The organism is Pseudonocardia ailaonensis (genome assembly GCF_039531635.1).
GTDB lineage: Bacteria > Actinomycetota > Actinomycetes > Mycobacteriales > Pseudonocardiaceae > Pseudonocardia > Pseudonocardia ailaonensis.
The window spans coordinates 267,285-291,241 of the sequence record NZ_BAAAQK010000001.1 but is presented as its reverse complement, the minus strand read 5'-3'; the positions used below and the strand labels follow the sequence as shown (position 1 = coordinate 291,241).

Below are 23,957 nucleotides of genomic sequence, written 5' to 3'. Positions count from 1 at the left end.
GCGTTCGCTATACGGTCCAGCTCGTGGCGCTCGTCACACATCCAAACGTGGTGGGGCCGATCGGGGGCGTCCGCGCACCACCAGTAACGACACCGGAGAGGTCAATGAGGATTCTTCACCGACGTCTGGCCGCGGGAGCCGCGCTCCTGATCGCCGCGGGCATGGTGGCGGCCTGCGGGCAGCCCGCCCCGAAGCCGCAGGACAACAAGCCCTCCACGTCCCGGTTCGCCGAGACCATGTCGTGGACGAAGGTGACGGGGGCCAAGGCGACCCCGGAGCTCGCCGGCGACACGTACACACTGGACCTCGGGAACGGGAAGAAGGCCACGTGGAAGAAGGGGGACAAGCTCCGCGTGGCCGCGTTCCTGCAGGGCAACTCGAACGAGTACCTGACCGCCTTCTCGGGCGGGATCAAGCAGGCGGCCGACGACGCCGGTGCGGAGGTCACGTTCTTCGACGCCGCGTTCGACCCGAACAAGCAGCTGCAGCAGATGCAGAACGCCGCGACGAGCGGCAGGTACAACGCGGCGATCATCTGGCCGATCATCTCGGACGGCACCTGCAAGGCGATCACGCAGGATCTCCCGGCCGCGGGCATGCCGGTCGTCGTGGCCGACGCCGCGACCTGTGGTCGTGAGTTCGCGGGCACCGGCAACGACCTCTGGGCGGCCGGTTCGGTCGCCCAGGTCGCCCTCGACATCAAGGGCAAGGGCCAGGCGTTCTTCGACGCCGTCGGGAAGGACCTCACCGCACCCACGAAGGCCGTCCTCATCAACGGCCCCGACGCGATCTCGACCTCGAAGTTCATCAGCGAGGCCGCCGCCTCGGCCGACAAGAAGTACGACAACCTCGAGGTCGTCGCCGACATCCCGACCGATCTCACGGACGCGGGCGCCCTCACCGCCGTGCAGAACGCCCTGCAGGCTCATCCCGACGTCACGCTGGTCCTGCTCAACTACGGCGGCCAGATCGAGGGGGTGGCGCAGGCCCTCAAGCGGGCCAACCTGCAGGACAAGGTGAAGGTCGCCACCCAGGGCGGCTCCCCCCAGGAGGTCCGGTACGTCCAGAGCGGCCTGATCGTCAAGGACGTCCCGTACTTCCCGGCGACCGAGGGCTACTGCCCGATGGACATGCTGGCGAACGTGTGGGCGGGAAAGCCGGTCCCGCGTCTGGTCCTGAACCAGTGCCGCACGACGAGCGGATCGCCCGATGTGACCAGCATCGACATCCTCACGTCGGCCAACGTCGGTCAGTACCGACCCGAGTACTGAGACCGGACGGAGAACCGTCGGGGTCCGACCCCCGATCGGGAAGGCCGTTCCGGGAGGGAGCAGAGCAGGTGAACCGAGACTCGGATGGTCACCGGGCCGAGCGCGGGTTCGTGTCCCTGCGCGGCGTGAGCAAGAGCTTCGGGCATGTCGAGGCGCTCAGGTCCGTGGATCTCGACCTCGCCGCCGGGCAGATCCACGCGCTGATGGGCCAGAACGGCGCCGGCAAGAGCACCTGCCTGGGCGTCGTCGCGGGCAGGCTGGCGGCGTCGACGGGCAGCCTGACCGTCGCCGGCGAGGAGTGGGGGGACGACCACGACGCGCGGCGGGCCCGCCGGGCCGGCATCCGGGCGATCTACCAGGAGCGCTCGCTCGTCCCCACCATGAGCGCGGTGGACAACGTCTTCCTGGGCGAGCTGCCGTCGCGCGGCGGGTTCACCCACCGCGGCGCGATGCGCACGAGGTTCGACGAGCTGTCCCGGCGGCTCGGCGTGCGCATCCCGCCCGGTGCCCGCGCCGACTCGTTGTCGGGTGCCGACCAGCAGATCGTCGAGATCATGGGGGCGCTGGCCTCCGAGAGCCGGCTGCTCCTGCTCGACGAGCCGACGGCGGTGCTCGCGCCGCCCGAGCGGGAGCGCCTGTTCGCCCTCATGCGCGACCTGCGCGACCGGGGGCTGACCATGATCCTCGTGAGCCACTACATCGACGAGGTGCTCGCCATCGCCGACACGGTGACGGTCTTCCGCAACGGGGCGAAGGTCGCCCACGGACCCGTCGCCGAGTGGACCGAGAAGCGGCTGGTCGAGCAGATGCTCGGCCACGAGATGGCGGTGCTGAGCAGGCTGGAGGAGTCCTCTTCGGATGCCGCGGAGTCCTCGGGCTCGTCGGGCGGGGTGGAGCCCGGGGGCTCGGCCCCGGTCCTGCAGGTGTCCGGCCTCCACAGCGGCGACGGGCTGCGCGGGGTCGACCTGGAGGTGCGGGCCGGCGAGGTCGTCGGCCTGGCCGGGTTGGTGGGGTCGAAGCGGTCCACCCTGCTGCGGACCCTCGCGGGCCTCGGCACCGGCGCCACGGGCCGGCTCATGGTGGGAGGGCGCGAGGTGGGGGTGCCGCGATCGCCGCGCGAGGCGCTCCGGCACGGCATCGCGCTGATCCCGGAGGACCGCAAGGCGGACGGGCTCGTGCTGTCGATGGGCTCGCGGGACAACGTGATGATCAGCGATCTCGGCCGGTGCTCCCGGCGGGGCTTCGTCAGCCGCACCCGCCTGAGAGCGCAGACCAGTGCCCACGGTCTCGCGTACGGGATCACCGAGCGCATGCTGGACCAGCCGGCGGGCGAGCTGTCCGGCGGCAACCAGCAGAAGCTCCTGCTGGCGCGGTGGGCGAACCGGGTGCCGCGCGTCCTGCTGGCCGACGAGGCCACGCGCGGCATCGACATCGGGGGCAAGGAGCAGATCCTCACGGCCCTGCGCGCACTCGCCGACGACGGCCTGGCCGTCGTGTTCGTCTCGTCGGACCTGGAGGAGGTCGCGGCCGTGTGCGACCGCGTCTATGTCCTGCGGGACGGCGCGACGGCCGGCGAGCTCACGCGCCGCCACGGAGGCATCACCCAGGCCCGGATCCTGGACATCGCATTCGCCAACCGGAGAGACGGTCAGGAGAGCCCGGCATGAGCACCCAGAGATCCACCGCGGGCGTCGCCACGGCGCCGATGCGGTCCGTCGGGAGCCGCCTCAGGCCCTGGCTCATCGACTACGCGATGGTCATCGTCCTGGTGGCCGTCGTCGCGGCCGCCCAGCTGACCTACTCGCGGTTCCTCACGATCGACAACCTGCGCAACCTGCTCACGCAGAACGCCCAGGTCGGGATCGTCGCGGCCGTCATGACCCTGGTCCTGATCGCCGGCGGCTTCGACCTCTCGGTGTCCGGCACGTTCAGCCTCGGCTCGGTGCTGTTCGCCGGCCTGTGCGCCACCAGCGGGCTGCCGGTCGGCGTGGCCCTGGTGCTCGTGGTGCTCGCGGGGCTGGGGCTCGGCCTGGTGAACGGGCTCGTGATCACCAAGCTGGGCGTCAACGCGTTCGTGGCGACGTTGGGGACCGCGGCCGCGTACGAGGCGTTGGCGTCGATGTACTCCGGCTCGAAGCCGATCAGCGCGCTGGACGTCCCGGGCTTCGACTACTTCGGCACGGCCGAGATCGCGGGGCTGCCGGTGTCGGTCTGGTTCCTGATCGCCCTGTACGCCGTCGCGTCGCTCGTGCTGACGACCACGACGTTCGGCCGGCGGCTCGTCGCGACGGGCGGGAACGGCACCGCCGCACGCCTGTCCGGTGTCCGGGTGGACGCGATCAGGATCGGCGCGTTCATGATCTGCGGGGCGGGGGCCGCCGTCGCGGGGTCGCTCCTGGCGTCCTCGCTGTCGGTCGGTCAGACCGGCCAGATGCCGCTGATCGCCCTGGACGCCATCGCCGCCGTCGTGATCGGTGGGACCAGCCTGTTCGGCGGTGAGGGCGCCATGTGGAAGACGGCGGTCGGGGTGCTGATCCTGGCCACGATGAACAACCTGTTCTCGTCGCTGGCCATCGAGACGCCGGTGCAGAACGTGGTCAAGGGCGCGGTGATCGTCGCCGCGGTGGCGTTCGACGGCTACGCCAGGCGCACCCGTGCCTGAGCCGGGCCGGTCCTGCGGCCCGGTCGGCGGAGCACGTCCCGCCCCTCACGCGTGATCCGCGACGGCGCCCCGGGTCAGGGGGTGGCGAAACGCGGCTCGACCGCCTCCAGGCGCGGGACCGCGATGCCCAGCCGACGCGCCTCCGCGAGGACGTCGCGGCAGATCTCGCGCGGCTCCCGGGCGTCGGGATCGGAGTGTGCCTCGAAGCCGGCGCGCGCGAGCGGGACGTGCGTGATCAGCAGGGACAGCGCATGCGCCACGAGCCGGCTGGGGGCGCGGAACAGCACCAGACCGCCGCGGTGCCGGCGCAGGTCCACCCCCCGTGCCTCGAGCAGCGGCAGGAGCTCACGACCGGTCAGCAGGCCCTCCCGCAGATCGGCGGGCGACCCGATGAGGTCCGCGAGGGACCCCCGTCGCAGGCCCTGGGAGAGCAGGCCGGCGTCCGACACGAAGTGGACCGACAGCCAGCCGCGGAGGTCGGGCTGCTCCCGGATGCCGAACCCCGCCCCGCGGAACACCTGGCGCACGGACCGTTCGCGTTCGGTGGGCGGCGTGCCGAAGGTGCCGAGGACGACCGAGCGCAGCAGCGCGCCGCGCAGCGCGCCGTCGTCGCCGAAACCACCCCCTGCCTGGGGGAAGCCCCACGCCAGCCGGTCGGCCGGGAGGTCGCCGACCGCGGCCGGGGGCTCGGCCCAGACATTGCCGAACACCAGCACGGTCGCCTTCCCGATCCGTGGGGCCAGGAACGCCGCCGCCTCGGACAGGCGATGGTGCGCAACGCTCAGCACGATCAGGTCGAAGTCGTGGTCGGGCGGCAGCTCCTCGCGGTAGCGCACCGGCCACCTCTCGACGACGCGCCGCCCCCACGGGCGCTGTCGGGCGTCGAGCAGGTCGAGGTCCACCGTCTCGCCGTACTCCGCCGCCCGACCGGGCCGGACGTAGAACTCGACGTCGTGTCCGGCCTTCTCCAGGGCCCAGCCGTAGATGGTGGCGATCACGCCACGTCCGAACAGGAGGATTCTCACGCAGCGCCCCGGGGCTAGATGATCTGGAGGTCGTCTCCACTCCACGATATGGAGACTATCTCCAATTGTCAAAGGTCCGCTGCGCGAGGAGCAGTGCGCCGATGCCGGCTCACTCCCCGATCAAGGCTGCTCCGTGGCTGGTCATGATCCGGTCGAGGACGGTGGTGCCCAGGTGCGGGGCGACGCGCTCGTACCAGCTCGTCAGGCCCTCGCGGTAGGCAGGGAACGACGTGTGGCCGAGGTCGCTGCCGAGCACGAGCAGCGAGGTGGGGTAGGCGTCCGCCAGCGCGACAGTGGGGCTGTCGCCGGGTTCCACCTCGAGATCGGCGACGCACCCGACCTCGAGGCGGACGTCGAGTCGGCGCAGGGGATCGAGCAGGTCGTCGGTCCAGTGCATGAAGTCGAAGGTCGGGTGGTTGACGAGGAACCGGCGGGCCCCGCGGGCGTGGGCGGCCCGGAAGATCCGCAGCGCGTCGGCGACGGGGACGTGTCCCGAGGCGAGGACGAGATCGTGGGCGGCGACGAGATCGAGGACCTCGTCGAGCGCCGCGGTCGGCGCCCCGCCCTCCTCCAGGACCGGCACCTGCCGGAACCGGACCTCCCGGTGGACCGCGAGCCGGGCGGAGCCTGCCGCCGCCTGGTGGGAGGCCGAGGACACCGTCGGCAGCCAGACCACCCGCCCACCGAGCCGCGCACAGACCTCCACGGCATCCGCGTTGCAGCCCCCGACGGGCGAGTTCAGGACGATCCCGCCCGACACGCCGTCCCCGGCCAGGGCGGCCCGCTCGGCGGTGGAGCCCTCGTGGGCCTTCAGGACCAGCCGGGCGACGCCCGTGTCCCGGGCCTCGGCGACGGCCTTCGGGTCGTCGTGCCGGCGGGGCAGGATGCTGGGCCCGGCGTGGACGTGGAGGTCGACGATCCCGTCGATCACAGCTCGACGACCTCCAGCGCGGTGGCCACGTCGAGCTGCCGGCGGCGGGTCTTCCCCACCGTGGTGTCCCGGGGGAGCGTCCCGACCCGGGCGACGGCGGACGGCCGCATGAACGCGGGCAGCTCGGACCGGCGGCGGCGAATGGCGTCGACGGGGATCACGTCGGCCTCGACGAACAGGACGAGCTCCTCGTCGACGAGGGCGCTCGGACGCTTCCACAGGGCGAGGTCGGTGATCGCGTCGATGTCCCGGAAGGTGTTCTCGACGAAGCCCAGCGGGACGAACTCGCCCTTGACCCGCACGGAGTCCGACGCCCGGGCGACGTAGACCAGGCCTCCACGCTCGTCGGTGTAGCCGAGGTCGCCGCTGGCGAACCAGCCGTCGGTCACCAGGGGTTCCACGACCCGCCCCGGGCGGACGTACCCCTCGGCCAGGATGCCGGGCTCGTCGGCCCGGACCTGGATCTCCCCGTCGACGATCCGGTGGGCGATCCCGGGCCGGTGCGGCCCGCCGTAGTGCACGGCGCCCTCGGGCGGCACCTCGGTGTCGTCCCGGCGCCAGAGGTGCATGTGGGAGAGCCCGCCGACCTCGGTGGAGCCGTAGACCGAGACCCCGAGCGGGACGTCGAAGGCGGAGAGGAACTCGGGATCGGCGTAGAACACCACCCGCAGTGCGTGCCCGGCGGCGTCGGCGGAGGTGGTGCGGCGCTTGAGGATCTCGAGCGGCGGACCGTGCAGGATCGCGGCGGTGGCGCCGATGTCCCTGACCTGCGCCCAGAAAGTGCTGGCCGAGAACCGCGGGAGGGCGATGCAGCTCGCGCGGGCGGTCAGCGATCCCAGTACGGCGTAGCCGAGCGGGTTGACGTGGAAGAGCGGCAACGGGGTCAGCACCGTGTCCCGTTCGGTCAGCCCGAGCGCGTCGGCGACGTAGCGGCCGAGGGACACGAAGTAGCGCTGCGACTGGGCGACCAGCTTCGGTGGCCCGCTCGTCCCCGACGTCAGCATGAACCCGCTCAGGTCGGAGCCCGCCGCCCCCGGACCGGGCAGGCCGTCGAGATCACGGGGCCCGTCGACGTCCTCGGCGAGCTCCCGGACGTCGAGCCACCGCGAGACGGTCGGCACCGGCGGCCGGGAGTCCGTGGACAGCACCGCCTGCGGGGCGAGCGGGGCCAGGACCTCGGTGACCAGCTCGTCGGGGAAGGTCGGGTTGACCAGCGCGGTGGGCAGCGCGGCGAGCTGGCAGGCCATCCAGGTGAGCAGCCAGTCGTTCGAGTTCTCGCCGACGAGGGCCACGGGCTCACCCGGCACGAGGCCCGCGGCCAGCAGCGCGCGCGCCCGCACGGCCGCCCGGTCGACCGCCCCGCCGACGGTCATCGGTGCTCCGGCGAGCCCGAGCAGTGCGGTCGGGGAGTCGGCCCTGCGCGCCGCCAACAGCCGGGAGACGTTCTCGGCGGTCATGCCAGCCCCTCGAGCGAGTCCGAACGCAGGATCCGGCGGGCGACGTAGTTGCGCATGACCTCCACCGAGCCGCCGCCGATCCGGTAGACCTTCACGTCCTGCATCAGCTGCCCGAAGTCCGTGTCGGTGTAGCAGCCGTGCGAGCCGACGAGGGCGAACGCGTCGGAGGTGGCCCGCTCGGCGGCATGGACGGCGACCATCTTCGCGAGGCTCGTCGCGAGGGCGGGGTCTTCGCCCGAGTCGGCGAGGGTGGCGGCGTGGTCGCGGGCCAGCGAGCTCGTGTAGAGCTCGGCGTAGGCGTCGGCCAGCGTCCACTGGATGCCCTGGAAGTCGGTGACCTTGTGCTCGCCCACGTCCCGGCCCCGGGCGTACCCGGTGGCCTCCGCCAGCGCACGCCTGCCGTAGCCGATGAGCTCGGAGGCGTTGCCGAGACGGCTGATGTTGAACGTGGTCAGGAAGGTCTCCAGGCCGGCGCCGACGCCTCCCAGCACGGCCGTCGCCGGCACCCGGACCTCGTCGAACGTCATGTCGGCCGTCGGGAGCATCCGCAGCCCGATCGGGGTGGTCTGCACGCTGCCGACCCCGGGCAGGTCGGTGTCGACCAGGAACGCGGTGAGGCCCTCCTCGGTCGCCGCGTAGACGAGCGTGACGTCGCTCTGGTGCCCCAGGTTCACGTGCGTCTTGCGTCCGCTGAGGACCCAGCCCGTGCCGTCCCGCCGGGCGGTGGTCCGGATCGCCTTCAGAGAGGATGCCGCCCCCGGCTCGGAGATCGACTCGGAGAAGACGATCCGGCCGCGGGCGATCCCGCCGAGGTAGCGGGCCCGCTGCTCGGCGGTGCCGAACGCGAGCAGCCACTGCTGCCCCTGGATGGCGATCTGCGGCGACACCAGGCCGAGCCGGGCGACCTCCTCGCACACGAAGCAGTACTCGGCGATGCCGCCGCCGAGCCCGCCCGCGGCCGTGGGTGTGGTCGGTCCGACCCAGCCCCGGTCGCCCATCGCCTGGTAGACCTCGCGGGGGAACCGTCCCTCCGCGTCGGCCTTCTCCAGCTCGGCGCGGTGCTCGTCGGCGAACTCGCGCAGGCTCTCGCCGAGCTCCTCCGCCCAGCCGGGTCCCTCGCGGAAGCGAAGAGTGACGTACATCGGATCGGGCTCCTAGTCGGGGTTCGGTGAGGTGCCGGCGATCTCGTCGAGGCTGCGGTTGCGGGTCCGCATGCCGAAGATCGCGAGGTTCAGGCCGCCGAGCAGCAGCGCGGCACCGGTGGTGACGAACACGGCCGTGAAGCCGAGTCCGGTGGAGACGGCGGCGATCAGGAAGCTGCCCAGCACGACGGCGAGCCGGCCGGCGCCGTTCGCGATACCCGCGCCGAGACCGCGCAGGCTCGTCGGGAAGATCTCCGCGAGGTAGGCGTACTGCACCGCCACGTTGGTCTGCAGCAACAGGGTCACGAAGAACCCGGCGACCACGAGCACGACCGGGCTGCTGGTCACCCCGAAGACCACCATGGCCACGGCGATCAGCGCGCACAGCACGAGCGAGACGTACTTGCGCTCCCACCGGTCGGTGATCGGCAGCGCGGCGAGGGCCCCGATGAAGGGGGAGACGGCGAGGATCGTGGTGATCGTCAGCGCCTGCGCGGTGGTGTAGCCGTGCTGGACGAGCAGGGTCGGCACCCAGGTGCTGAACCCGTAGTAGCCCAGGTTGCCCAGCGCGAGCGTCACCGAGATGGCGACGACCCGGCCCAGGTAGCGCGAGCTGCGCAGGTCGGCCAGCCCCCGGACCGGTTCGGGCGCCCGGTCGACGGGCTTCGGCAGCGGACCGTCGATCTGTCCCTCGAGCTTCGCGACGAGCGCCGCGGTCGCCGCGCCGACGCGGCCGCGGACCTCCTGCCACCGCACCGACTCCGGGAGCAGGAAGATCGCGAGGACGGCGGGGATGATGCCGAAGCCGCCCACGACGAAGACCCAGCGCCATGCCCCGGGCCCCAGGGGCACGATGAGCCGCGCCGCGCCGGCCATGACCGGCAGTCCCAGCAGCCCCACCGAGAGCATGATCGACTGCAGGCGTCCGCGGTAGCGTCCCGGGAACATCTCCGCGACGTAGATGATGAGCACCCCGGTCACCGCCTGCAGGCCGAGGCCGGTGAAGAACCGCAGCACGGACAGCGTCGCGAAGTTGGGTGCGGCGGCACAGGCGATGCACGCCAGCGCGTAGAAGAACGTCGCCGCGATCAGCGTGGGTCGGCGGCCGATCCGGTCGGCGAGGCGCCCGCCACCGACCGCGCCGAGCAGCATGCCGAGGAAGGTCCAGGAGGTGAGGGCCCCGACCTGCGTGGCCGAGAGGCCCCACTCCGTGCGGATCGCGGGCAGTGCGTACGACAGCGAGTTGATGTCCGCGACGTCGCACAGGAACAGGACGCCCAGCAGGACTATCCATCCGATGTGGGTGCGGGTCAGGTGCGGCAGGCGCTCCAGCCGCGCCGTCAGCGAGGCGGCGCTGTCGTGCGAGGCGCTGTCGCGAGAGGTGTTGTCGTGCAAGGTCGCGCCGTCGGGCGCGTGCTCGCCGCCCTTGTCGATGACCGGTTCCATGGTTCTCCTTTGACCGATGGTCGGGCCGTGCTCGTGGTCGTACTGGGGAAGGCGGGTGCCTTCCGGGCTATCTCCCGGTGAGCACCACGACGCGGACGTCGTCGTCCTGCCGCCGGGCGGCGCAGGCGTCCGCCCGGGCGTGCAGCATCGGGATCGTGCAGGTGTTCCTGCGGGCGGGGTGGTCGGTCCGGACCCGGCCGACGTGATCGACGACCGGGACCTCGGGCTCGGTGGCGCCCATCAGTACCCCGAACCGAGCGGGTGGATCGGATCGGCGGCCCGGAGGGTCTGGGTGATCTCGCCCAGCTGGTCCACCGCCAGCCGGACCTGGTCGCCCGGGGCGAGCCACTTCCGGAACCGCGCGGAGCCGAGCTTGTGGTGCTCGTACAGACACCCCCGTGGGACCGTCCCCGAGCCGATGACGTCACCGGTTCGCAGCGTCGTGCCGCGCGAGGTGTACGCGATCAGGTCGGCGAACGTCCAGTCGATCGCGTCCCAGCTGCCGTCGGTGACGGGCTCGCCGTTGACCTCGGCGGTCATCGCGAGCGCGAAGCCCTTCTTGCTGCGGAAGGGCTCCAGTACGTCCGGGGTGACGAGCGCGGGCCCGATGGTGGTCGCGGTGTCCTTGCCCTTGGTGGGGCCCAGGCCGAGCGGCCGCTCGCGCAGCTGGAGGTCCCGGGCGCTCCAGTCGACCAGGACGGAGTACCCGGCGATGTGCGCCTCCGCGTCCTCGGGGGCGATGTTGTGGCCCGGCCGCCCGATCAAGGCGCACACCTCGAGCTCGAAGTCGAACATCGTGCTCCCGGGCGCCACGGGGACCTCGGCGTGGGGCCCGATCACGGCGGCCGGGTTGCTGAAGTAGAAGACGGGGAACTGCGAGTGCCGGGGATCGAGCTCGGCGTTCGGGTCCCCGGTGCAGTTGCGCAGGTGCTGGAGGAACGCCGAGCAGTCGCGTACCGAGCGGGGCTGCAGCGGGGCCGACACCGTGACCTCGTCGAGCCGGCAGGTCTCGTGGGGCGAGGCGAGGGCCGCACGGCCGGCGGCCGTGAGCTCGTCGCGGTCGAGCAGGTCCAGCACGGTCGCCCCCGGAGCCAGCCCGAAGACCGTGTCGCCCTCGACGACCCCGACGCGGTCCGTACCGGCCGGTGAGAGGTAGGTGACGATGCGCATCAGCGGACCTGCTCCGGGACCGGGAAGCCCTCCAGCGCGCCCATCCGGTTCAGCACCGCCAGCCGGTCGAGCGGGGGCAGGTCGGCGCCGAGCCGGGCGTAGACGTTGATCACGTTCTGGGCCAGCCGTCCGCTCTCGGGTGCGGACGCCCACCGCCCCAGGTCGATCGTGGCGATCGCCTCGTCCACGTCGAGTCCGTCGTCGAACCGCTTGCGTGCCTCGGTGTCGACGAAGGTCAGGTAGTCCCGCGACGCCCGGACCGTGTCCTTGTCGGCCAGCGGACCGTGCCCGGGAACGATGGTCGAGACGTCCATGTCGAGGATCATGTCCAGCGCACGGATCCACCGGTCGATCGGACCCGCCCACACCACCGGCGTCCCACCGGAGAACAGGATGTCCCCGGTGTAGATCACCTTCGAATCGGGGACGTGGACCAGCGTGTCGCCCTGGGTGTGCGCCGGACCGACCTCGATCAGCCTGACCTCGCGACCACCGACGTCGAGTGTCAGCTCGCCCCGGAAGGTGCGGTGCGGCGGGGTCACGGTCACCTCGTCGATCCGGAAGGAACCGAAGATGTGCCGGACGAAGTCGCCCTCGCTACCGGGGGAGCGGAGGATGTCGACGACCTCGTCGACCGCGTCCTGGGTCATCCGTTCCGCGGCCGCCGCCGACGCGATGATCTCCGCGCCGCGGGCCGCCAGGAGCTCGTTGCCGAAGATGTGGTCGCCGTCGGAGTGGGTGTTCACCACGGTCCCGATCGGGCGGTCCTCGGTGACGGAGGCGATCCCGTCGAGCATCTCCCCGGCCAGCCGCAGATCGAACAGGGTGTCGACCAGCAGGCTCGTCCCCGAGCCGACGATCAGCCCGGCGTTGCTCAGGCCCCAGCCGCCGTCCGGCTGCATCCAGGCGTAGCAGTCCGATCCGAGGGCGGTCAGCCCCTTGTCGTATGTGTCCGTCATGCGGTCCTTCTGTCGTCGGAGATCGCTGGGGTCAGGTGGAGGCGTCGAGCGCGGTGCCGGCCAGTACGGGGATCCGGCTGTCCACCATCCGTGCGAGGAAGTCGCGGCCGTACGGCAGCGACTCGAGGCCGTCGATCATCTCGATCCAGGCCGCGTACTGGCAGGTACCGGCCAGTGACACGGCCTCCAGCCGGAGGTCGAGGTGCCGGGCGACCGCCCCGCGGTCCTGCTGCACCGCGAGGTAGGCGGCCAGCCGCTCCCACACCAGGTGCGGCCCGGTGCCCGCCTTGCGGTGCGCGGCCGCGTACCGCTCGAAGAGGGCCCGGTCCGACAGGGCCGAACCCGACATCGGCAGGCTGGCGCGGTAGTAGTCGCGGGTCGCCTCGGCGAGGATGAGCAGTCCCGCACGCAGGTCCGGTGCCGCCCGGGCCCGGCCGGCCGCCTCGACCAGGGCCTGCCCTTCCGGCAGGCCGTAGCTCAGGACGGCGGCCAGCAGCGCGCCCTTGTCCTCGAAGTGGGTGAAGATCGATCCCTCGGAGCAGCCCGCCAGCGCGGCGATCCGCTTGGTGCGGACGGCGGCGATCCCGTCCTCACGGATGATCCGCGCTGTCGCGTCGAGGATCCGCTCCCGCATCGGCACGGGTTGCTCCCTTCGTTCTCGCCGCCGGCTGAGTGTGCACTCAGTCCGTCGGCGGGTCAGGTATAGCAGCGAGCGGGTACGAGCGTCAACGAATCTCCGGCGAACCCGGTCCCAGGTCGATCGATTGACGTCAGGGCGCGGGCCGTCGATACTCCGGTCGAACTGAGTGCACACTCATTGCGCTCGACTCGTCGACGACGACAGGAGGTCATGTCATGGCGGACATGCCCCGACCGGGGACGGAGCGGGAGCACGGGCGCGGCTCGGCTCCCCGGATCTCCGGCGACCGCTTCGTCCGCGGCGAGGTCCGCTACCTCGACGACGAGGTGCCGGCCGGTTGTCTGCACGCGGCCTTCGTCCGCAGCACGGTCGCCCACGCGGAGATCGCGGGAGTCGGCACCGGTGCGGCGATGCGGACACCCGGTGTCCGAGCGGTCCTCACCGGCGCCGAGGCGGCCCGGCTGATCGAGGACCTGGTGGTGCTGCCGCCGGGCGTCGGGGCCGGGGCCGAGGGCGCCGTGACGGTCCCGTGCCTGGCCGTCGACCGGGTCCGCTTCGTCGGTGAGCCCCTGGCCGTCGTCCTCGCCGACAGCGAGCGGACCGCGGCGACGGCCGCCGACCTGGTCGACGTGTCCTACCGGCCGCTCCCGGTCCTGCTCGACCTCGACGAGGCGCTCGCCGCCGGCGCCGTGCGCCTCCACCCGCAGCTCCCGACGAACACCCTGATGGGCGGCGTGGTCGAGGAGGGCGACGCCGGCGCGGCTCTCGCCGGCGCGCCCCACACCGCGGCGGGGCAGGTGCACATGGGCCGGGGCAGCGCGGTGCCGCTGGAGCCCCGGGGGTGCATCGCCCGCTGGGACACCTCGGAGCGCCGGCTGCTGGTGCGCGCCGCCCTGCAGAACCCGCACGCGTTCCGGGCGGGGCTGGCCCGCCAGCTCGGCCTGCCGGAGAGCGACATCCAGGTGGTCGCGCCGCCGCTCGGCGGCGGGTTCGGTTTCAAGTTCATCGGCATGCCGGAGGAGCCGATCGTCTGCCTGCTGGCCCTGCGGCACCGGTGCGCGGTGCGCTGGGTCGAGTCGCGCGCCGAGTCGTTGCTGGTCGGGGCGCGCGAGTACCACGCCGACTATCGCGTCGGGTTCGACCACGAGGCCCGGATGCAGGGGCTCGAGGTCACCCTCGACGCGAACGTCGGAGCCCTCGCCGCCACCCCCGGCATCGGGATGCCGGGGGTGGCCGCGGCGTCCTTCCCGGGTGCCTACGGCATCACGGACTACCGCGTGCGGTGGCAGGCGGTCCTCACGAACAAGGGCCCATGGAACGGTGCGCGGGGCTACGGCAAGGAGATCACGACGCTCGTCCTGGAGTCGGCGGCGGACGCGATCGCCCACGAGCTCGGGATCGATCCGGCCGAGGTGCGCCGCCGCAACCTGCTGCACCGCGACCAGCTCCCGTACCGCACCGCGACGATGACCCTCGACTCCGGCGACTACGGGCGCGTCCTGGACATGGCGCTGCGCCTCGCCGACTACGACGACACCCGCCGGCGACAGCAGCGGGAGCCGAACCCGGGCACCCGCCTCGGCCTCGGCCTGGCCTTCGAGCTCACCCCCGAGGGCCGCGATCCCGTCGGCGGACCGTCCCGCGGCTCGGAGACCGCGACCGTCCGGCTCGACACCACCGGCCGCGCCACCGTGCTCACCGGGGTGACCAGCCCCGGGACCGGGAGCGAGACCGCCATCGGCCAGCTCGTCGCCGAACGCCTCGGCATCGCCCTCGAGGACGTCCGCGTGGTCCAGGGGGACACCGACCGCACGCCGTACGGCGGTGGCAGCTTCTCCAGCCGCGCGGTGCTCGCCGGCGGCAGCGCGGCCTGGCAGGCGGCCGACCGTCTCCGCGGGGTCCTCGTGCGGGCGGCCGCGGCCCGGTTCGGGGTGGCGGAGGCGGACGTCGAGATCCGCGACGGCTGCTACCTCGCCGGGGAGCACTCCGTCACGGTCGCCGCACTGGCGCACCAGGTCAGGGCGTTCGGATCGAGCCTCGCCGGTCTCGACTCGGAACAGCTCGAGGAGACGGCCACCTACATGCCGGGCAACCTGCAGTCCCTCCCGGACGAGTCCGGCCGTGTCCAGCAGTACCCGACCTACTCCTACGGCGTGTACGTCGCGGAGGTGGTGGTCGACCTCGACACCGGCGTCGTGTCGGTGCGGCGCGTGACGGCCGTGCACGACTGCGGGACCGTGATCAACCCGAGGATGGTCGACGCCCAGATCAACGGGGCGATCGCCATGGGCCTGGGCATCGCGCTCACGGAGGAGGAGCTGTACTCGGCCACGGGCGAGCCGTCGAGCCTGAGCTTCAAGCACTACATGCTGCCCCGCCTGCCGGACATGCCCGACATCCGGCTCGACCACATCGAGTCGCCCTCGCCGTTCACCCTGCTCGGCACCAAGGGGGCGGGGGAGTCGGGGGTCGGTGGCACGACGGCGGCCGTGGTCGCGGCCGTGCGCGACGCGATCCGCGGCGACACCACCCACCGAGCCGTCGTCACGCCGCTGACCCCACCCCGGGTGCTGGACCTCGTCGACTCCGCGGCCGGGGCCGAGGTCGTTGCGATGGCCGGGGCCGTCTCCCCGGGGCGCGCATGATCCCGCACCTGGTCCGGCCCCGCAGCGTCGAGGAGCTCGTGTCGACGCTCGCCGGCGCGGACGACCCGATGGTCGTCGCCGGAGGCACGATGCTCATGCCCCGCCTCGCGCAGCGGACCTGCAGCCCGGCCACCCTCGTCGCCCTCGACCGGCTCCCGGCCGCGGCGGAGATCGCGGTGGGCGCGGACGGGGCGGCGGTCGTCGGGCCGCTCGCGACGTACTCCACCCTGCTTCGCGATCCCGCGGCGTCGCCCCTGCTCGCCCGGATCGCCCGGGGCATCACCGGCGGGCCGCAGATCCGCAACCAGGGAACCGTCGTCGGTGCCGCCTGCTTCGCGAACCCGGCGTCGGACATGCCGGCCGGGCTCGTGGCGGTGGGGGCCACGATGCACGTGGCCGGCCCGGACGGGGTGCGGGACGTCCCTGCCGCCGAGTTCGTCGTCGGTCCTTTCCGGACTGCCCTCGGCCCCCGCGACGCGCTGCTCTCGGTGACGGTGCCGCAGGCCCGGCCCGGGGGCTACTGCAAGATCAAGCGCTCGGAGAGCAGCTGGCCGTTGGCCACGGCGGCGGCTCTGCGACGACCCGACGGCAGCGTCCGTGTGGCCGTCGGGGGCGCCCTGGAGCGGCCCGTCGCCCTCGAGATCCCGGCGGGCCGTCCGGTCGACGGCGTCGTGGCGCGGGAGCTGCTCGAGGCGGCGCGCGAGCGGGAGGGCGTCGCGTGGTGGGCCGATGAGCTCGCGGACGACCGCTACCGGCGGCGCATCGCTCCGGTCGCGGTCCTGCGGTCGGTGTCGTCCCTGGAGGAGAGGGCGTGAACGACAGCCTGAACGACAGCGTGAACGGCGGGGCCACGCGGGCCGGGGAGATGGACGTCGACGGACGGACCGTGCCGGTGCCCGCCGATCCGACGGAGTCGCTCGCCCGGGCCCTGCGCCGGGCCGGCCGGACGGGCACCCACATCGGCTGCGCGAACGGGGACTGCGGCGCCTGCACCGTCCTGATCGACGGCGAGGCCTTCAAGTCCTGCATCGTCCCGGCGTGGCGGGCCGAGCAGCGATCCGTCCGCACCATCCAGGGGCTGGCGCCCGTGGACGGTGACCTCAACCGCGTCCAGCAGGCATTCCGGTCGGAGGACGGATTCCAGTGCGGGTTCTGTCTCGCCGGTCCGGTCATGTGCCTGCAGGAGCTGGTCGACGGGGATCCGGAGCCCTCCGACGACGCCGTCCGGTCGGCCCTCGCCGGGAACCTGTGCCGCTGCACCGGCTACCAGCAGATCCTGCGAGCAGCCCGGGCGGCGGTCTCCACCGGTCCACGGCCGACGGATCGGGCGCCCGCCGGCCGGGCCGACGTCGCCCCGGGCTGAGCGGTTGGGGTCGCCGGCGGTGGCTCAGTCCACGACGGAGAGCGCCCGGGACGGGCACAGGTCGACCGCGATGCGGGCCCGGGCCACCGCGGCCTCGTCGTCGAGCTGGTCGGTGACCAGGACGACGACGCCGTCGTCGTCCTGGTCGAACACACCGGGTCCGGTCAGGACACACTGGCCCGCGCCGACGCAGACGTCGGTGTTCGCCGAGATTCGCACCGGCTCGCTCCTCACCAGGTGACCGGGAGCTCGTAGACGCCGTAGATCCCGGCATCGGTCCGGAAGACCACGTCGTCCATCGGCACGGCCAGCCGCAGCGTGGGGATGCGCCGGAACAGCGTCTCCAGCACGATCTCGAGCTCCAGGCGCGCCAGGTTCTGGCCGAGGCACTGGTGGGGGCCGTAGCCGAACGCGATGTGGTGGCGGGCGCCGCGCTCGATGTCGAGCTCCTCGGGATTCTCGAACACGTCGGGGTCCCAGTCCGCGGACAGCCCGGAGACCACGATGCCGTCGTGCGCCCGGATGGTGACACCGGAGATCTCGACGTCCTCGGTCGCCACCCGCGAGGTCGCGGTCTCGACGACGGTGAAGTACCGCAGCAGCTCCTCGACCGCCAGGGGGATCCTGGTGGGGTCGGCCCGCAGGGAGGCCAGCTGGTCGGGTTTCTCCAGCAGCCCGATCACGCTCAGGGAGATCATGTTCGCGGTGGTCTCGTGACCCGCCAGGAGCAGCAGGAACGCCATGCTGACCAGACTCACCTCGTCGAACGTGCCGTCGTCGCGCCGGCGGGTGATCTGGCGGCTGAACAGGTCGTCGGTCGGCTCGGCGACCTTGCGCCGGATCAGGTCGGCCAGGTAGCCCCGGAGCTCGTCCATGTACCGCTCCCGGTCCTGTGGCGCGGTCGTCCGGCGGAGCAACGCGGTGGTGCGGTCCTGGAAGAACTCGTGGTCGGCGTACGGCACGCCGAGCATCTCGCAGATCACCAGGGACGGCACGGGCAGCGACAGGGCCTTGACCAGGTCCACCGGACGCTGGTCGGCGGCCAGCATGCCGTCGATGAACTCGTCGACGATGGCCTGGATCCGCGGCTGCAGCGCGGTCAGGCGCCTGACGGTGAACTCGCCGATCAGCGCTCGGCGCTCGGCGGAGTGCGCGGCCCCGTCCAGCCCGATCATCGACGGCGGCTGCCTGCGGGCCCGCGCCCGGAAGGTCGGGCCACCGTTGGGCATCGGGAAGTTGTCGTGCCGTCGGTCGGAGGAGAACCGGCGGTCGACCAGGATCGTCCGGGCCTCCTCGTACCCGGAGACCCACCAGACCTCGCCGCCGCCGACGAGGTTGACCTTGCTGATCGGTGCCCGGTCACGCAGCTGCCCGTACTCCGCCGGCGCCGCGAACGGACACGTCCTGCCGATCGGGAACTCGGTGTCGGCCAGGTCGGGTGCCGTGGTGTCCGTCATGTTCAGTCACCTTCGGTAGGGGCGAGCGACAGTGCTCTGCACGGCAAGCCTAGGATACGGACGAAAATCTTCCACATCCGCCGATCGGGTTGTGCCGGTCCGTCGCCACCGGTGACCGGTGCCGGTCCGTTGTATCCCCGATGTTGTATCCCCGACGTGCGAGGATGCCCGTCGGGTCAGGATCGGTACGACGACGTCGGGCAGGTACGAGTGCAGGATGATCAGAAGTCGGCCCCGCTGCGTGCTGATGCACGACGCAACCGCGAACAGATCATCGACGCGGCCCGCACGCTGTTCGTCCGCGTGGGCGCGGACGTCCCGATGGAGCAGATCGCCCGCGCGGCCGGGGTCGGCGTCGGCACGCTGTACCGGCGTTTCCCCGACCGCGACGAGCTCATCTCGGCGGTGTTGCTCGACAACTACGCCCGTCTCGTCGAGCTGGCCCGCGCGGCCGAGGAGGACCGGACGGACCCGATGGCGGCGTTGTTCACCTTCCTGCGCTCGGCGCGCGGTCTGAGGGTGAGCAGCATGTTGACCGCCCTCTCGGCCATCGACGGCAGGACCGGTGAGCTGCCGGGCGTCGCCGAACAGCGCGTCGAGGTGACCGCCGTGGTCAGCACGCTGCTGCGCCGGGCCCAGGAGCAGGGCAGCATGCGTGCCGACATCGGCATCGGGGACGTCGTGCTGGCGTTCGGCGCGGTGTCCCGTCTGGTGCCGCCCATCGGCGACGACCTCGGTGAGATGGTGTTCGACCGGCTGTTCACCCTGATGACCGAAGGCCTCCGCACCCCGGGTGGCCCGTTGCCGGGCCACCCGGTGGAGCCCTCCGACGTCGAGGAGCTCCGCAGCCGCGGCGGCGTCGCCGGTCTCGGGAAGCCCGGCCCGTCGGACCGGATACGCTGACCGCCGAGCTCAGTGCTGGTGCGTGACGACGCCGCGGATGTTCTTGCCGTCGATCATGTCCGTGTAGCCCTGGTTGATCTCCTCCAGCGGATAGGTCGCCGAGACCAGCTCGTCGAGCTTCAGGTGTCCGGACCCGTAGAGGCGGATCAGCCGGGGGATGTCCGCCCGCGGGTTGCAGCCGCCGTAGATGGTGCCGCGCAGCTGCTTCTGCCAGAGCGTGAACGTCCTGAGCGGGAGCTTCACGTCCGACTCGTGCCCGATGCCGGTGAGCACGCCGACACCGTTCTTGGAGATCAGGTCCAGGAACGGGGCGATCATCGTGCCCTCGACCACACCGGCGGTGAGGATGCCGACGTCCGCCATCACCCCCCAGGTGAGCTTCGAGACCAGGGCGACGGCCTCCTCCATCGATGCGGCGGTGTGGGTGGCCCCGAACGACGGCGCGGCGTCCTGCTTGGTCGGCGCGGGGTCGACGACGATGATGTACTCGGCTCCGGCGAGGCGGGCTCCCTGCACGGCGTTCATCCCGATGCCGCCGGCGCCGACGACCACGACGGTGTCACCGGCCTTCACCTGTCCGATGTAGACGGCCGAGCCCCAGCCGGTGGGGACGCCGCAGGCCAGCAGTGCGGCCTGGGGGAAGGGCAGGTACTCGGGCACCTTCACCAGGGAGGCCTCGTGGGCCACCGAGTAGTTCGCGAAGGTGCCGATCAGGGCCAGCGCGCCGACGCCCTGCCCGCGGGCCTGTGCCCGGGGGCCTCGTTCGGTGGCCCCCTTCATCAGGAAGGCGCCGATGTCGCAGAGGTTCTGGTGCCCGGTCGAGCACCACCGGCACTGGCCGCAGGAGGGGATGTAGGAGTAGACGACGTGGTCGCCGGGCGCGAAGCCCCGGACCGCCGAGCCGACCTCCTCGACCACGCCCGCGCCCTCGTGGCCGCCGATGAGCGGTAGCGTCGCCGGGCTGTCCCCCACCTGGACGTGGTGGTCCGAGTGACACAGTCCGCTCGCCTCGTTGCGCACCAGGACCTCGTACTCGCCCGGCCGGGCCAGCTCGACCTCCTCGACGCTCCACGGCTTGCCGGTCTCCCACAGGACTGCCGCTTGTGCCTTCACGAAGGCTCCCTTCTCAGTACTCGTCGACGGTTCAGTAGCCCTGCGGGGTGCCCTCGAGGATCACGGTCTTGCTCTCCAGATAGGGGAACAGGCCCTCCTTGCCGCCTTCGCGGCCGATCCCGGACTGCTTGAACCCGCCGAAGCCGATGGAGAAGTCCGTGCGGAAGTTGTTGTGCCCCACCGTGCCGGACCGGATCTTGCGGGCGACGGCCAGAGCCCGGTCCACGTCGTCGGTGAACACCGAGGCGTTGAGCCCGTAGATGGTGTCGTTCGCGATCCGGACCGCGTCCTGTTCGTCCTCGGCCGGGATGACCGACAGGACCGGCCCGAAGATCTCCTCCCGGCTGATGGTGGAGTCGTTGTCCACGTTGCCGAACACCGTGGGCTCCACGAACCAGCCCCGCTCCAGGTGCGCCGGACGGCCCCCACCGGCGGCCAACGTCGCACCCTCGGCCTTGCCCTTCTCGATCAGCCCCAGCACCCGGGTCCGCTGACGCTCCGCGGCCAGCGGCCCCATCTGCGACGACGAGTCGAACGGGTCACCGACCCGGACCTGCCCGAACGTCGACGCCAGGGCCTCCACCAACGCGTCGTGACGCTTGCGGGACACCACGATCCGGGTGAGCGAGGAACACACCTGCCCGTTGAGGTGGCATTCCGCGGCCGCGAGGGTCGCGGCGGTCCTCTCGAGGTCGACGTCGTCGAGCACCACCGCGGCGGACTTCCCGCCCAGCTCCAGGGTGTAGCGGGCGATCCGGTCCCCGCACAGCGACGCGATCCGCCGCCCCGCCGCGGTCGACCCGGTGAAGGAGATCTTGTCCACCCGCGGGTCCCGGACCAGCAGCTCGGACACCTCCCGGTCCGCCGTGACGACGTTGAGCACGCCGGCCGGCAGCCCGATCGACTCCGCGATCTCGGCCATCAGATACGCGCTGCCGGGCGCCTCGGGCGACGCCTTGAGCACCACCGTGCACCCGGCGAGCAGCGCCGGCGCGATCTTGTGCGCGATCTGGCCCATCGGCCCGTTCCACGGGATGATCGCGGCCACGACCCCGACCGGCTCCCGCACCAGCATGGCGAAGGGACGGCGCGGGGCCTCCGGTGCCGGCTCCTCGAAGGGGTACGTGTGCGCCAGGTCCGCGTAGAACTGGTACTCACGTGGCACGGCGGCCAGCATCAGCTGCGCGAGACCGTGGACCACACCGGTCTCCCGCGACCAGATCTGCGCCACGTCGGCGGACCGCGCCCGGACCCCTTCGCCGAGCGCGCTCAGGTACCCGGCCCGCTCGGTGTGGCTCAGCGTGGGCCACGGGCCCTCGTCGAACGCCCGCCGAGCCGCCGTCACGGCCCGGTCGACGTCCGCGGCCTGTGCCTCGGCCACCCGGAAGAACAGCTCCTCGGTCGCCGAGTCGACCACGTCGATCGTCGAGTCCGTCGAGGGCGCCACCCACTCGCCACCGATGTAGAACCTGTCCGTCCGGCGCAACGGCACCTCGGTGCGGGACGTCGTCGTCGCCGCCTGTGTCCCCATCGGAGGACCTACTTTCCCTTGTTCAGGAGGTCGATGAGGTTGACCGTGGTGCCGGTGCTCTCGAAGTGCTTCGTGCTCGCGTTCCACTTGTAGGCCGTGTACTGCGGCTGGAAGAGGCGCGCGAACGCCGGGATCGGCTGGAACGTGGTGTAGTCGATCGGGGAGGGCAGCAGCCCGGGGAAGCTCAGGTTCTTGGTCGTGGTGAACGCGTCGAACACGGACTTCGACGTGATCTGGTCGAGTTTGCCGGCCACCTGCTGGAACGCCCGGACGGCCAACCAGCCCGACAGGGTCGTCGTCCGCAAGGCGCCTTCGGCGGCGTAGGGGCTGTTGCTCGCGGCCTGGTAGGCGCTCATGTCCTTCAGGAACTGGGCGCCGTCGGCGCCGCTCTGGCCCACGATGTCCATCGGCGGCGTGGTGGACATGATCATCCAGCCGTTCGCGATCGGACCGAGCTTGGTCAGCGCGTCGACCGTCAGGGCGTCCGCTCCGCACAGGCCGATCCGGTTGTTGTTGGCCTGGAGCAGGCCGATCGTCTGCGTGACGGAGCCGGCGAAGAGCACGCCGTTCGACTGGCTGTCGAGCATGGTCTGGAAGAGCCCGGCCATGTCGGTCGCCTCGGGCAGGACCTTGACCGTCTTCGTCCAGGCGGTGCCGGGAACGGCCTTGGTCGCCGCCTCGGCGGCCTGGGCGATCACGGCCCCCGACGCCAGGTCGGTGACCATGGCCCCGAGGCGGTTCCGGCCGTCCGCGCCGAGCCCGGCCGGGCACGCCATCGGCGCCGTCGGACCCGTGCTCAGCGGGAAGCTCGCGACACTCTCCCGCAGCGCGTCCGTGGATCCGAAGCCCAGTCCACCGATGCTCGCGATCTTGTTCTCGTTGGTGGTGTCGGTGACCGCGGTGCTCCGGCCCGTTGCCTGGGCGATCACGGCGACGGGCTTCGACGTCACGATCTCCTGGGCGCAGACGGCCTCCTGCGTGGGGTCGCTCTTCGAGTCGCAGGTCTTGATCTCGATGGGCCGGCCCTTGATCCCGCCGGCGGCGTTGATCGCGGCGGCGGCGGCGTTCTCGCCGGCCACGGTCTCGTTGTACTGGCGGCTGCCGGACAGCGGGATCGGGGAGAACAGCACGATCGGGTCGGCCTTCCCCCCGCCGCCCGAGGCGCTCCCGGACGTGGTGGCGCAGCCGCTGACGGCGGCGGCGAGCACCACGGTCATGGCCAGGACAGTCTTGGTTCTCGTTCTCACAGAGGCTCCTCGAGGATGTGGTGGGGCGGTCACGGCTGTCGGGTACAGGTGCGGAACCCGATGTTGGCGGCGGACGAGTCCGGCGTGTTGGACGAACGCGCGGCCACCCGGTAGCGGTTGCAGTAGGAGTCGTGGCAGAGGAACGAGCCGCCGCGCAGGGAGCGGGCCGTTCCCGTGTCCGGGCCGGTCGGGTCGACCGCGGGGGCGCGGCGGTAGTAGGTCGGGTCGTACCAGTCCGAGCACCACTCCCACACGTTGCCGACCGTCTGCCACAGGCCGAACCCGTTGGGGGCGTAGCTGCGGACCGGCGCGGTGGTGAGGTAGCCGTCGTCCAGGTCGTTCGACGCGGGGAAGTCCCCCTGCCAGATGTTGCACGGCCAGCCGTCGGTCTCGGCGAGGTCGTCCCCCCAGGGGAAGCGCAGCCCCTCCTGCCCCCCGCGGGCGGCCCGTTCCCACCGGGCCTCGGTCGGCAGGGCGCGGCCGGCCCAGCGACAGTAGGCGTGCGCGTCGTTCCACGACACGTGGACGACCGGATGCGTCTCCAGGCCGCGAAGGTCCGACCACCGGCCCTGTGGATGCCTCCAGTCGGCGCCACGCACACCCAGCCACCACGGCGTGTGGGGAGGCTGTCCCAGGATGTCCGACTCCGGCGCGCGGAGGGCGAGGTGGAAGACCGCGGAGTAGCCGAACTCCTCGGCCTCCGTGCGGTATCCGGTGGCGTCGACGAACCGGGCGAAGTCGTCGTTGGTCACGGTGGTGGCGTCCATGTCGAACGCCGCCACCGAGACCTCGTGGACCGGGCCCTCCCCGTCGGCCGCCGCGGCGTCGCCATGATGGTCGCCCATCCGGAACGATCCGCCGGGGACCGGGACCTGCGCGATCCGGTGGTCGCCGGGGTCTGCGGGCGACGAGCCCGTGACAGGGCGCGGCGACGCCTCCCCCGACGCCTCGGGGGAGTGGATCGGCCGCGGTGCCGAGCAGCAGGTCATGGTCAG

Annotated in this window: 22 protein-coding genes; 7 read left to right on the top strand and 15 right to left on the bottom strand. The window is 72.1% G+C overall.

Annotated elements, in window-relative coordinates:
* The first annotated feature begins 104 nt into the window (after positions 1–104).
* The 3 genes from ABD324_RS01300 to ABD324_RS01290 all read left to right on the top strand — a co-directional run bounded on the left by ABD324_RS01300 (position 105) and on the right by ABD324_RS01290 (position 3,933).
* Positions 105–1,271, top strand: coding sequence for a sugar ABC transporter substrate-binding protein (locus tag ABD324_RS01300; protein WP_344411632.1), 1,167 nt, complete (start codon positions 105–107; stop codon positions 1,269–1,271).
* 68 nt (positions 1,272–1,339) lie between these two features.
* Complete coding sequence (locus ABD324_RS01295; RefSeq protein ID WP_344411631.1) at positions 1,340–2,938, top strand: sugar ABC transporter ATP-binding protein; 1,599 nt, start codon at positions 1,340–1,342, stop codon at positions 2,936–2,938.
* Positions 2,935–3,933 (top strand): ABC transporter permease, encoded by a 999-nt coding sequence (locus tag ABD324_RS01290; protein WP_344411630.1) that lies wholly within the window; start codon positions 2,935–2,937, stop codon positions 3,931–3,933. The genes ABD324_RS01295 and ABD324_RS01290 overlap by 4 nt, the downstream gene beginning before the upstream one ends.
* A gap of 74 nt (positions 3,934–4,007) precedes the next feature.
* Here the strand turns inward: ABD324_RS01290 and ABD324_RS01285 are convergent, their stop codons facing one another.
* The 9 genes from ABD324_RS01285 to ABD324_RS01245 form a co-directional block, all read right to left on the bottom strand.
* Complete coding sequence (locus ABD324_RS01285) at positions 4,008–4,958, bottom strand: ketopantoate reductase family protein (protein ID WP_344411629.1); 951 nt, start codon at positions 4,956–4,958, stop codon at positions 4,008–4,010.
* A gap of 109 nt (positions 4,959–5,067) precedes the next feature.
* Positions 5,068–5,889 carry a DUF6282 family protein gene (locus tag ABD324_RS01280; protein WP_344411628.1) on the bottom strand — a complete coding sequence of 274 codons (822 nt, stop codon included), beginning with the start codon at positions 5,887–5,889 and terminating at the stop codon, positions 5,068–5,070.
* On the bottom strand, positions 5,886–7,346 hold the full coding sequence (locus ABD324_RS01275; protein ID WP_344411627.1) for an AMP-binding protein: 1,461 nt from the start codon (positions 7,344–7,346) through the stop codon (positions 5,886–5,888). Before ABD324_RS01275 ends, ABD324_RS01280 begins: the two co-directional genes overlap by 4 nt.
* Positions 7,343–8,488 (bottom strand): acyl-CoA dehydrogenase family protein, encoded by a 1,146-nt coding sequence (locus tag ABD324_RS01270; RefSeq protein WP_344411626.1) that lies wholly within the window; start codon positions 8,486–8,488, stop codon positions 7,343–7,345. Before ABD324_RS01270 ends, ABD324_RS01275 begins: the two co-directional genes overlap by 4 nt.
* A gap of 12 nt (positions 8,489–8,500) precedes the next feature.
* Entirely contained in the window at positions 8,501–9,934 is a 1,434-nt protein-coding gene (locus ABD324_RS01265) for an MFS transporter (protein ID WP_344411625.1), read from the bottom strand.
* A gap of 67 nt (positions 9,935–10,001) precedes the next feature.
* Positions 10,002–10,175 (bottom strand): hypothetical protein, encoded by a 174-nt coding sequence (locus tag ABD324_RS01260; protein WP_344411624.1) that lies wholly within the window; start codon positions 10,173–10,175, stop codon positions 10,002–10,004.
* The gene (locus ABD324_RS01255) at positions 10,175–11,104 is read right to left on the bottom strand and encodes a fumarylacetoacetate hydrolase family protein (protein WP_344411623.1); all 930 of its coding nucleotides are present in this window, start codon (positions 11,102–11,104) and stop codon (positions 10,175–10,177) included. Before ABD324_RS01255 ends, ABD324_RS01260 begins: the two co-directional genes overlap by 1 nt.
* On the bottom strand, positions 11,104–12,063 hold the full coding sequence (locus tag ABD324_RS01250) for an MBL fold metallo-hydrolase (RefSeq protein ID WP_344411622.1): 960 nt from the start codon (positions 12,061–12,063) through the stop codon (positions 11,104–11,106). Before ABD324_RS01250 ends, ABD324_RS01255 begins: the two co-directional genes overlap by 1 nt.
* Positions 12,064–12,094: 31 nt before the next feature.
* On the bottom strand, positions 12,095–12,697 hold the full coding sequence (locus ABD324_RS01245; protein WP_344411798.1) for a TetR/AcrR family transcriptional regulator: 603 nt from the start codon (positions 12,695–12,697) through the stop codon (positions 12,095–12,097).
* Positions 12,698–12,918: 221 nt separating this feature from the next.
* Here ABD324_RS01245 and ABD324_RS01240 point away from each other — a divergent pair, with 221 nt between their 5' ends.
* From ABD324_RS01240 to ABD324_RS01230, 3 genes are read left to right on the top strand one after another with little or no spacing between them, the layout of a single operon-like run.
* On the top strand, positions 12,919–15,348 hold the full coding sequence (locus ABD324_RS01240) for a xanthine dehydrogenase family protein molybdopterin-binding subunit (protein WP_344411621.1): 2,430 nt from the start codon (positions 12,919–12,921) through the stop codon (positions 15,346–15,348).
* Positions 15,345–16,163 carry an FAD binding domain-containing protein gene (locus ABD324_RS01235; protein ID WP_344411620.1) on the top strand — a complete coding sequence of 273 codons (819 nt, stop codon included), beginning with the start codon at positions 15,345–15,347 and terminating at the stop codon, positions 16,161–16,163. The genes ABD324_RS01240 and ABD324_RS01235 overlap by 4 nt, the downstream gene beginning before the upstream one ends.
* Positions 16,160–16,711 (top strand): (2Fe-2S)-binding protein, encoded by a 552-nt coding sequence (locus ABD324_RS01230; RefSeq protein ID WP_344411619.1) that lies wholly within the window; start codon positions 16,160–16,162, stop codon positions 16,709–16,711. Before ABD324_RS01235 ends, ABD324_RS01230 begins: the two co-directional genes overlap by 4 nt.
* 24 nt (positions 16,712–16,735) lie before the next feature.
* Here ABD324_RS01230 and ABD324_RS01225 read toward each other — a convergent pair whose 3' ends face one another.
* Positions 16,736–16,930 carry a ferredoxin gene (locus ABD324_RS01225; RefSeq protein WP_344411618.1) on the bottom strand — a complete coding sequence of 65 codons (195 nt, stop codon included), beginning with the start codon at positions 16,928–16,930 and terminating at the stop codon, positions 16,736–16,738.
* A gap of 11 nt (positions 16,931–16,941) precedes the next feature.
* Positions 16,942–18,168 carry a cytochrome P450 gene (locus tag ABD324_RS01220; protein ID WP_344411617.1) on the bottom strand — a complete coding sequence of 409 codons (1,227 nt, stop codon included), beginning with the start codon at positions 18,166–18,168 and terminating at the stop codon, positions 16,942–16,944.
* 111 nt (positions 18,169–18,279) lie between these two features.
* Here ABD324_RS01220 and ABD324_RS01215 point away from each other — a divergent pair, with 111 nt between their 5' ends.
* Positions 18,280–19,071 (top strand): TetR/AcrR family transcriptional regulator, encoded by a 792-nt coding sequence (locus ABD324_RS01215; RefSeq protein ID WP_344411616.1) that lies wholly within the window; start codon positions 18,280–18,282, stop codon positions 19,069–19,071.
* Positions 19,072–19,080: 9 nt separating this feature from the next.
* Here the strand turns inward: ABD324_RS01215 and ABD324_RS01210 are convergent, their stop codons facing one another.
* The 4 genes from ABD324_RS01210 to ABD324_RS01195 are packed head-to-tail and all read right to left on the bottom strand — an operon-like array spanning position 19,081 to position 23,951.
* Positions 19,081–20,184: an NDMA-dependent alcohol dehydrogenase gene (locus ABD324_RS01210; RefSeq protein ID WP_344411615.1), complete on the bottom strand. Its 1,104-nt coding sequence runs from the start codon at positions 20,182–20,184 to the stop codon at positions 19,081–19,083.
* A 31-nt stretch (positions 20,185–20,215) separates the two neighbouring features.
* The gene (locus tag ABD324_RS01205; protein ID WP_344411614.1) at positions 20,216–21,715 is read right to left on the bottom strand and encodes an aldehyde dehydrogenase; all 1,500 of its coding nucleotides are present in this window, start codon (positions 21,713–21,715) and stop codon (positions 20,216–20,218) included.
* 8 nt (positions 21,716–21,723) lie between these two features.
* Positions 21,724–22,962: an ABC transporter substrate-binding protein gene (locus ABD324_RS01200; RefSeq protein WP_344411613.1), complete on the bottom strand. Its 1,239-nt coding sequence runs from the start codon at positions 22,960–22,962 to the stop codon at positions 21,724–21,726.
* A gap of 29 nt (positions 22,963–22,991) precedes the next feature.
* The gene (locus tag ABD324_RS01195; RefSeq protein ID WP_344411612.1) at positions 22,992–23,951 is read right to left on the bottom strand and encodes a formylglycine-generating enzyme family protein; all 960 of its coding nucleotides are present in this window, start codon (positions 23,949–23,951) and stop codon (positions 22,992–22,994) included.
* Between the last annotated feature and the right edge of the window lie 6 nt (positions 23,952–23,957).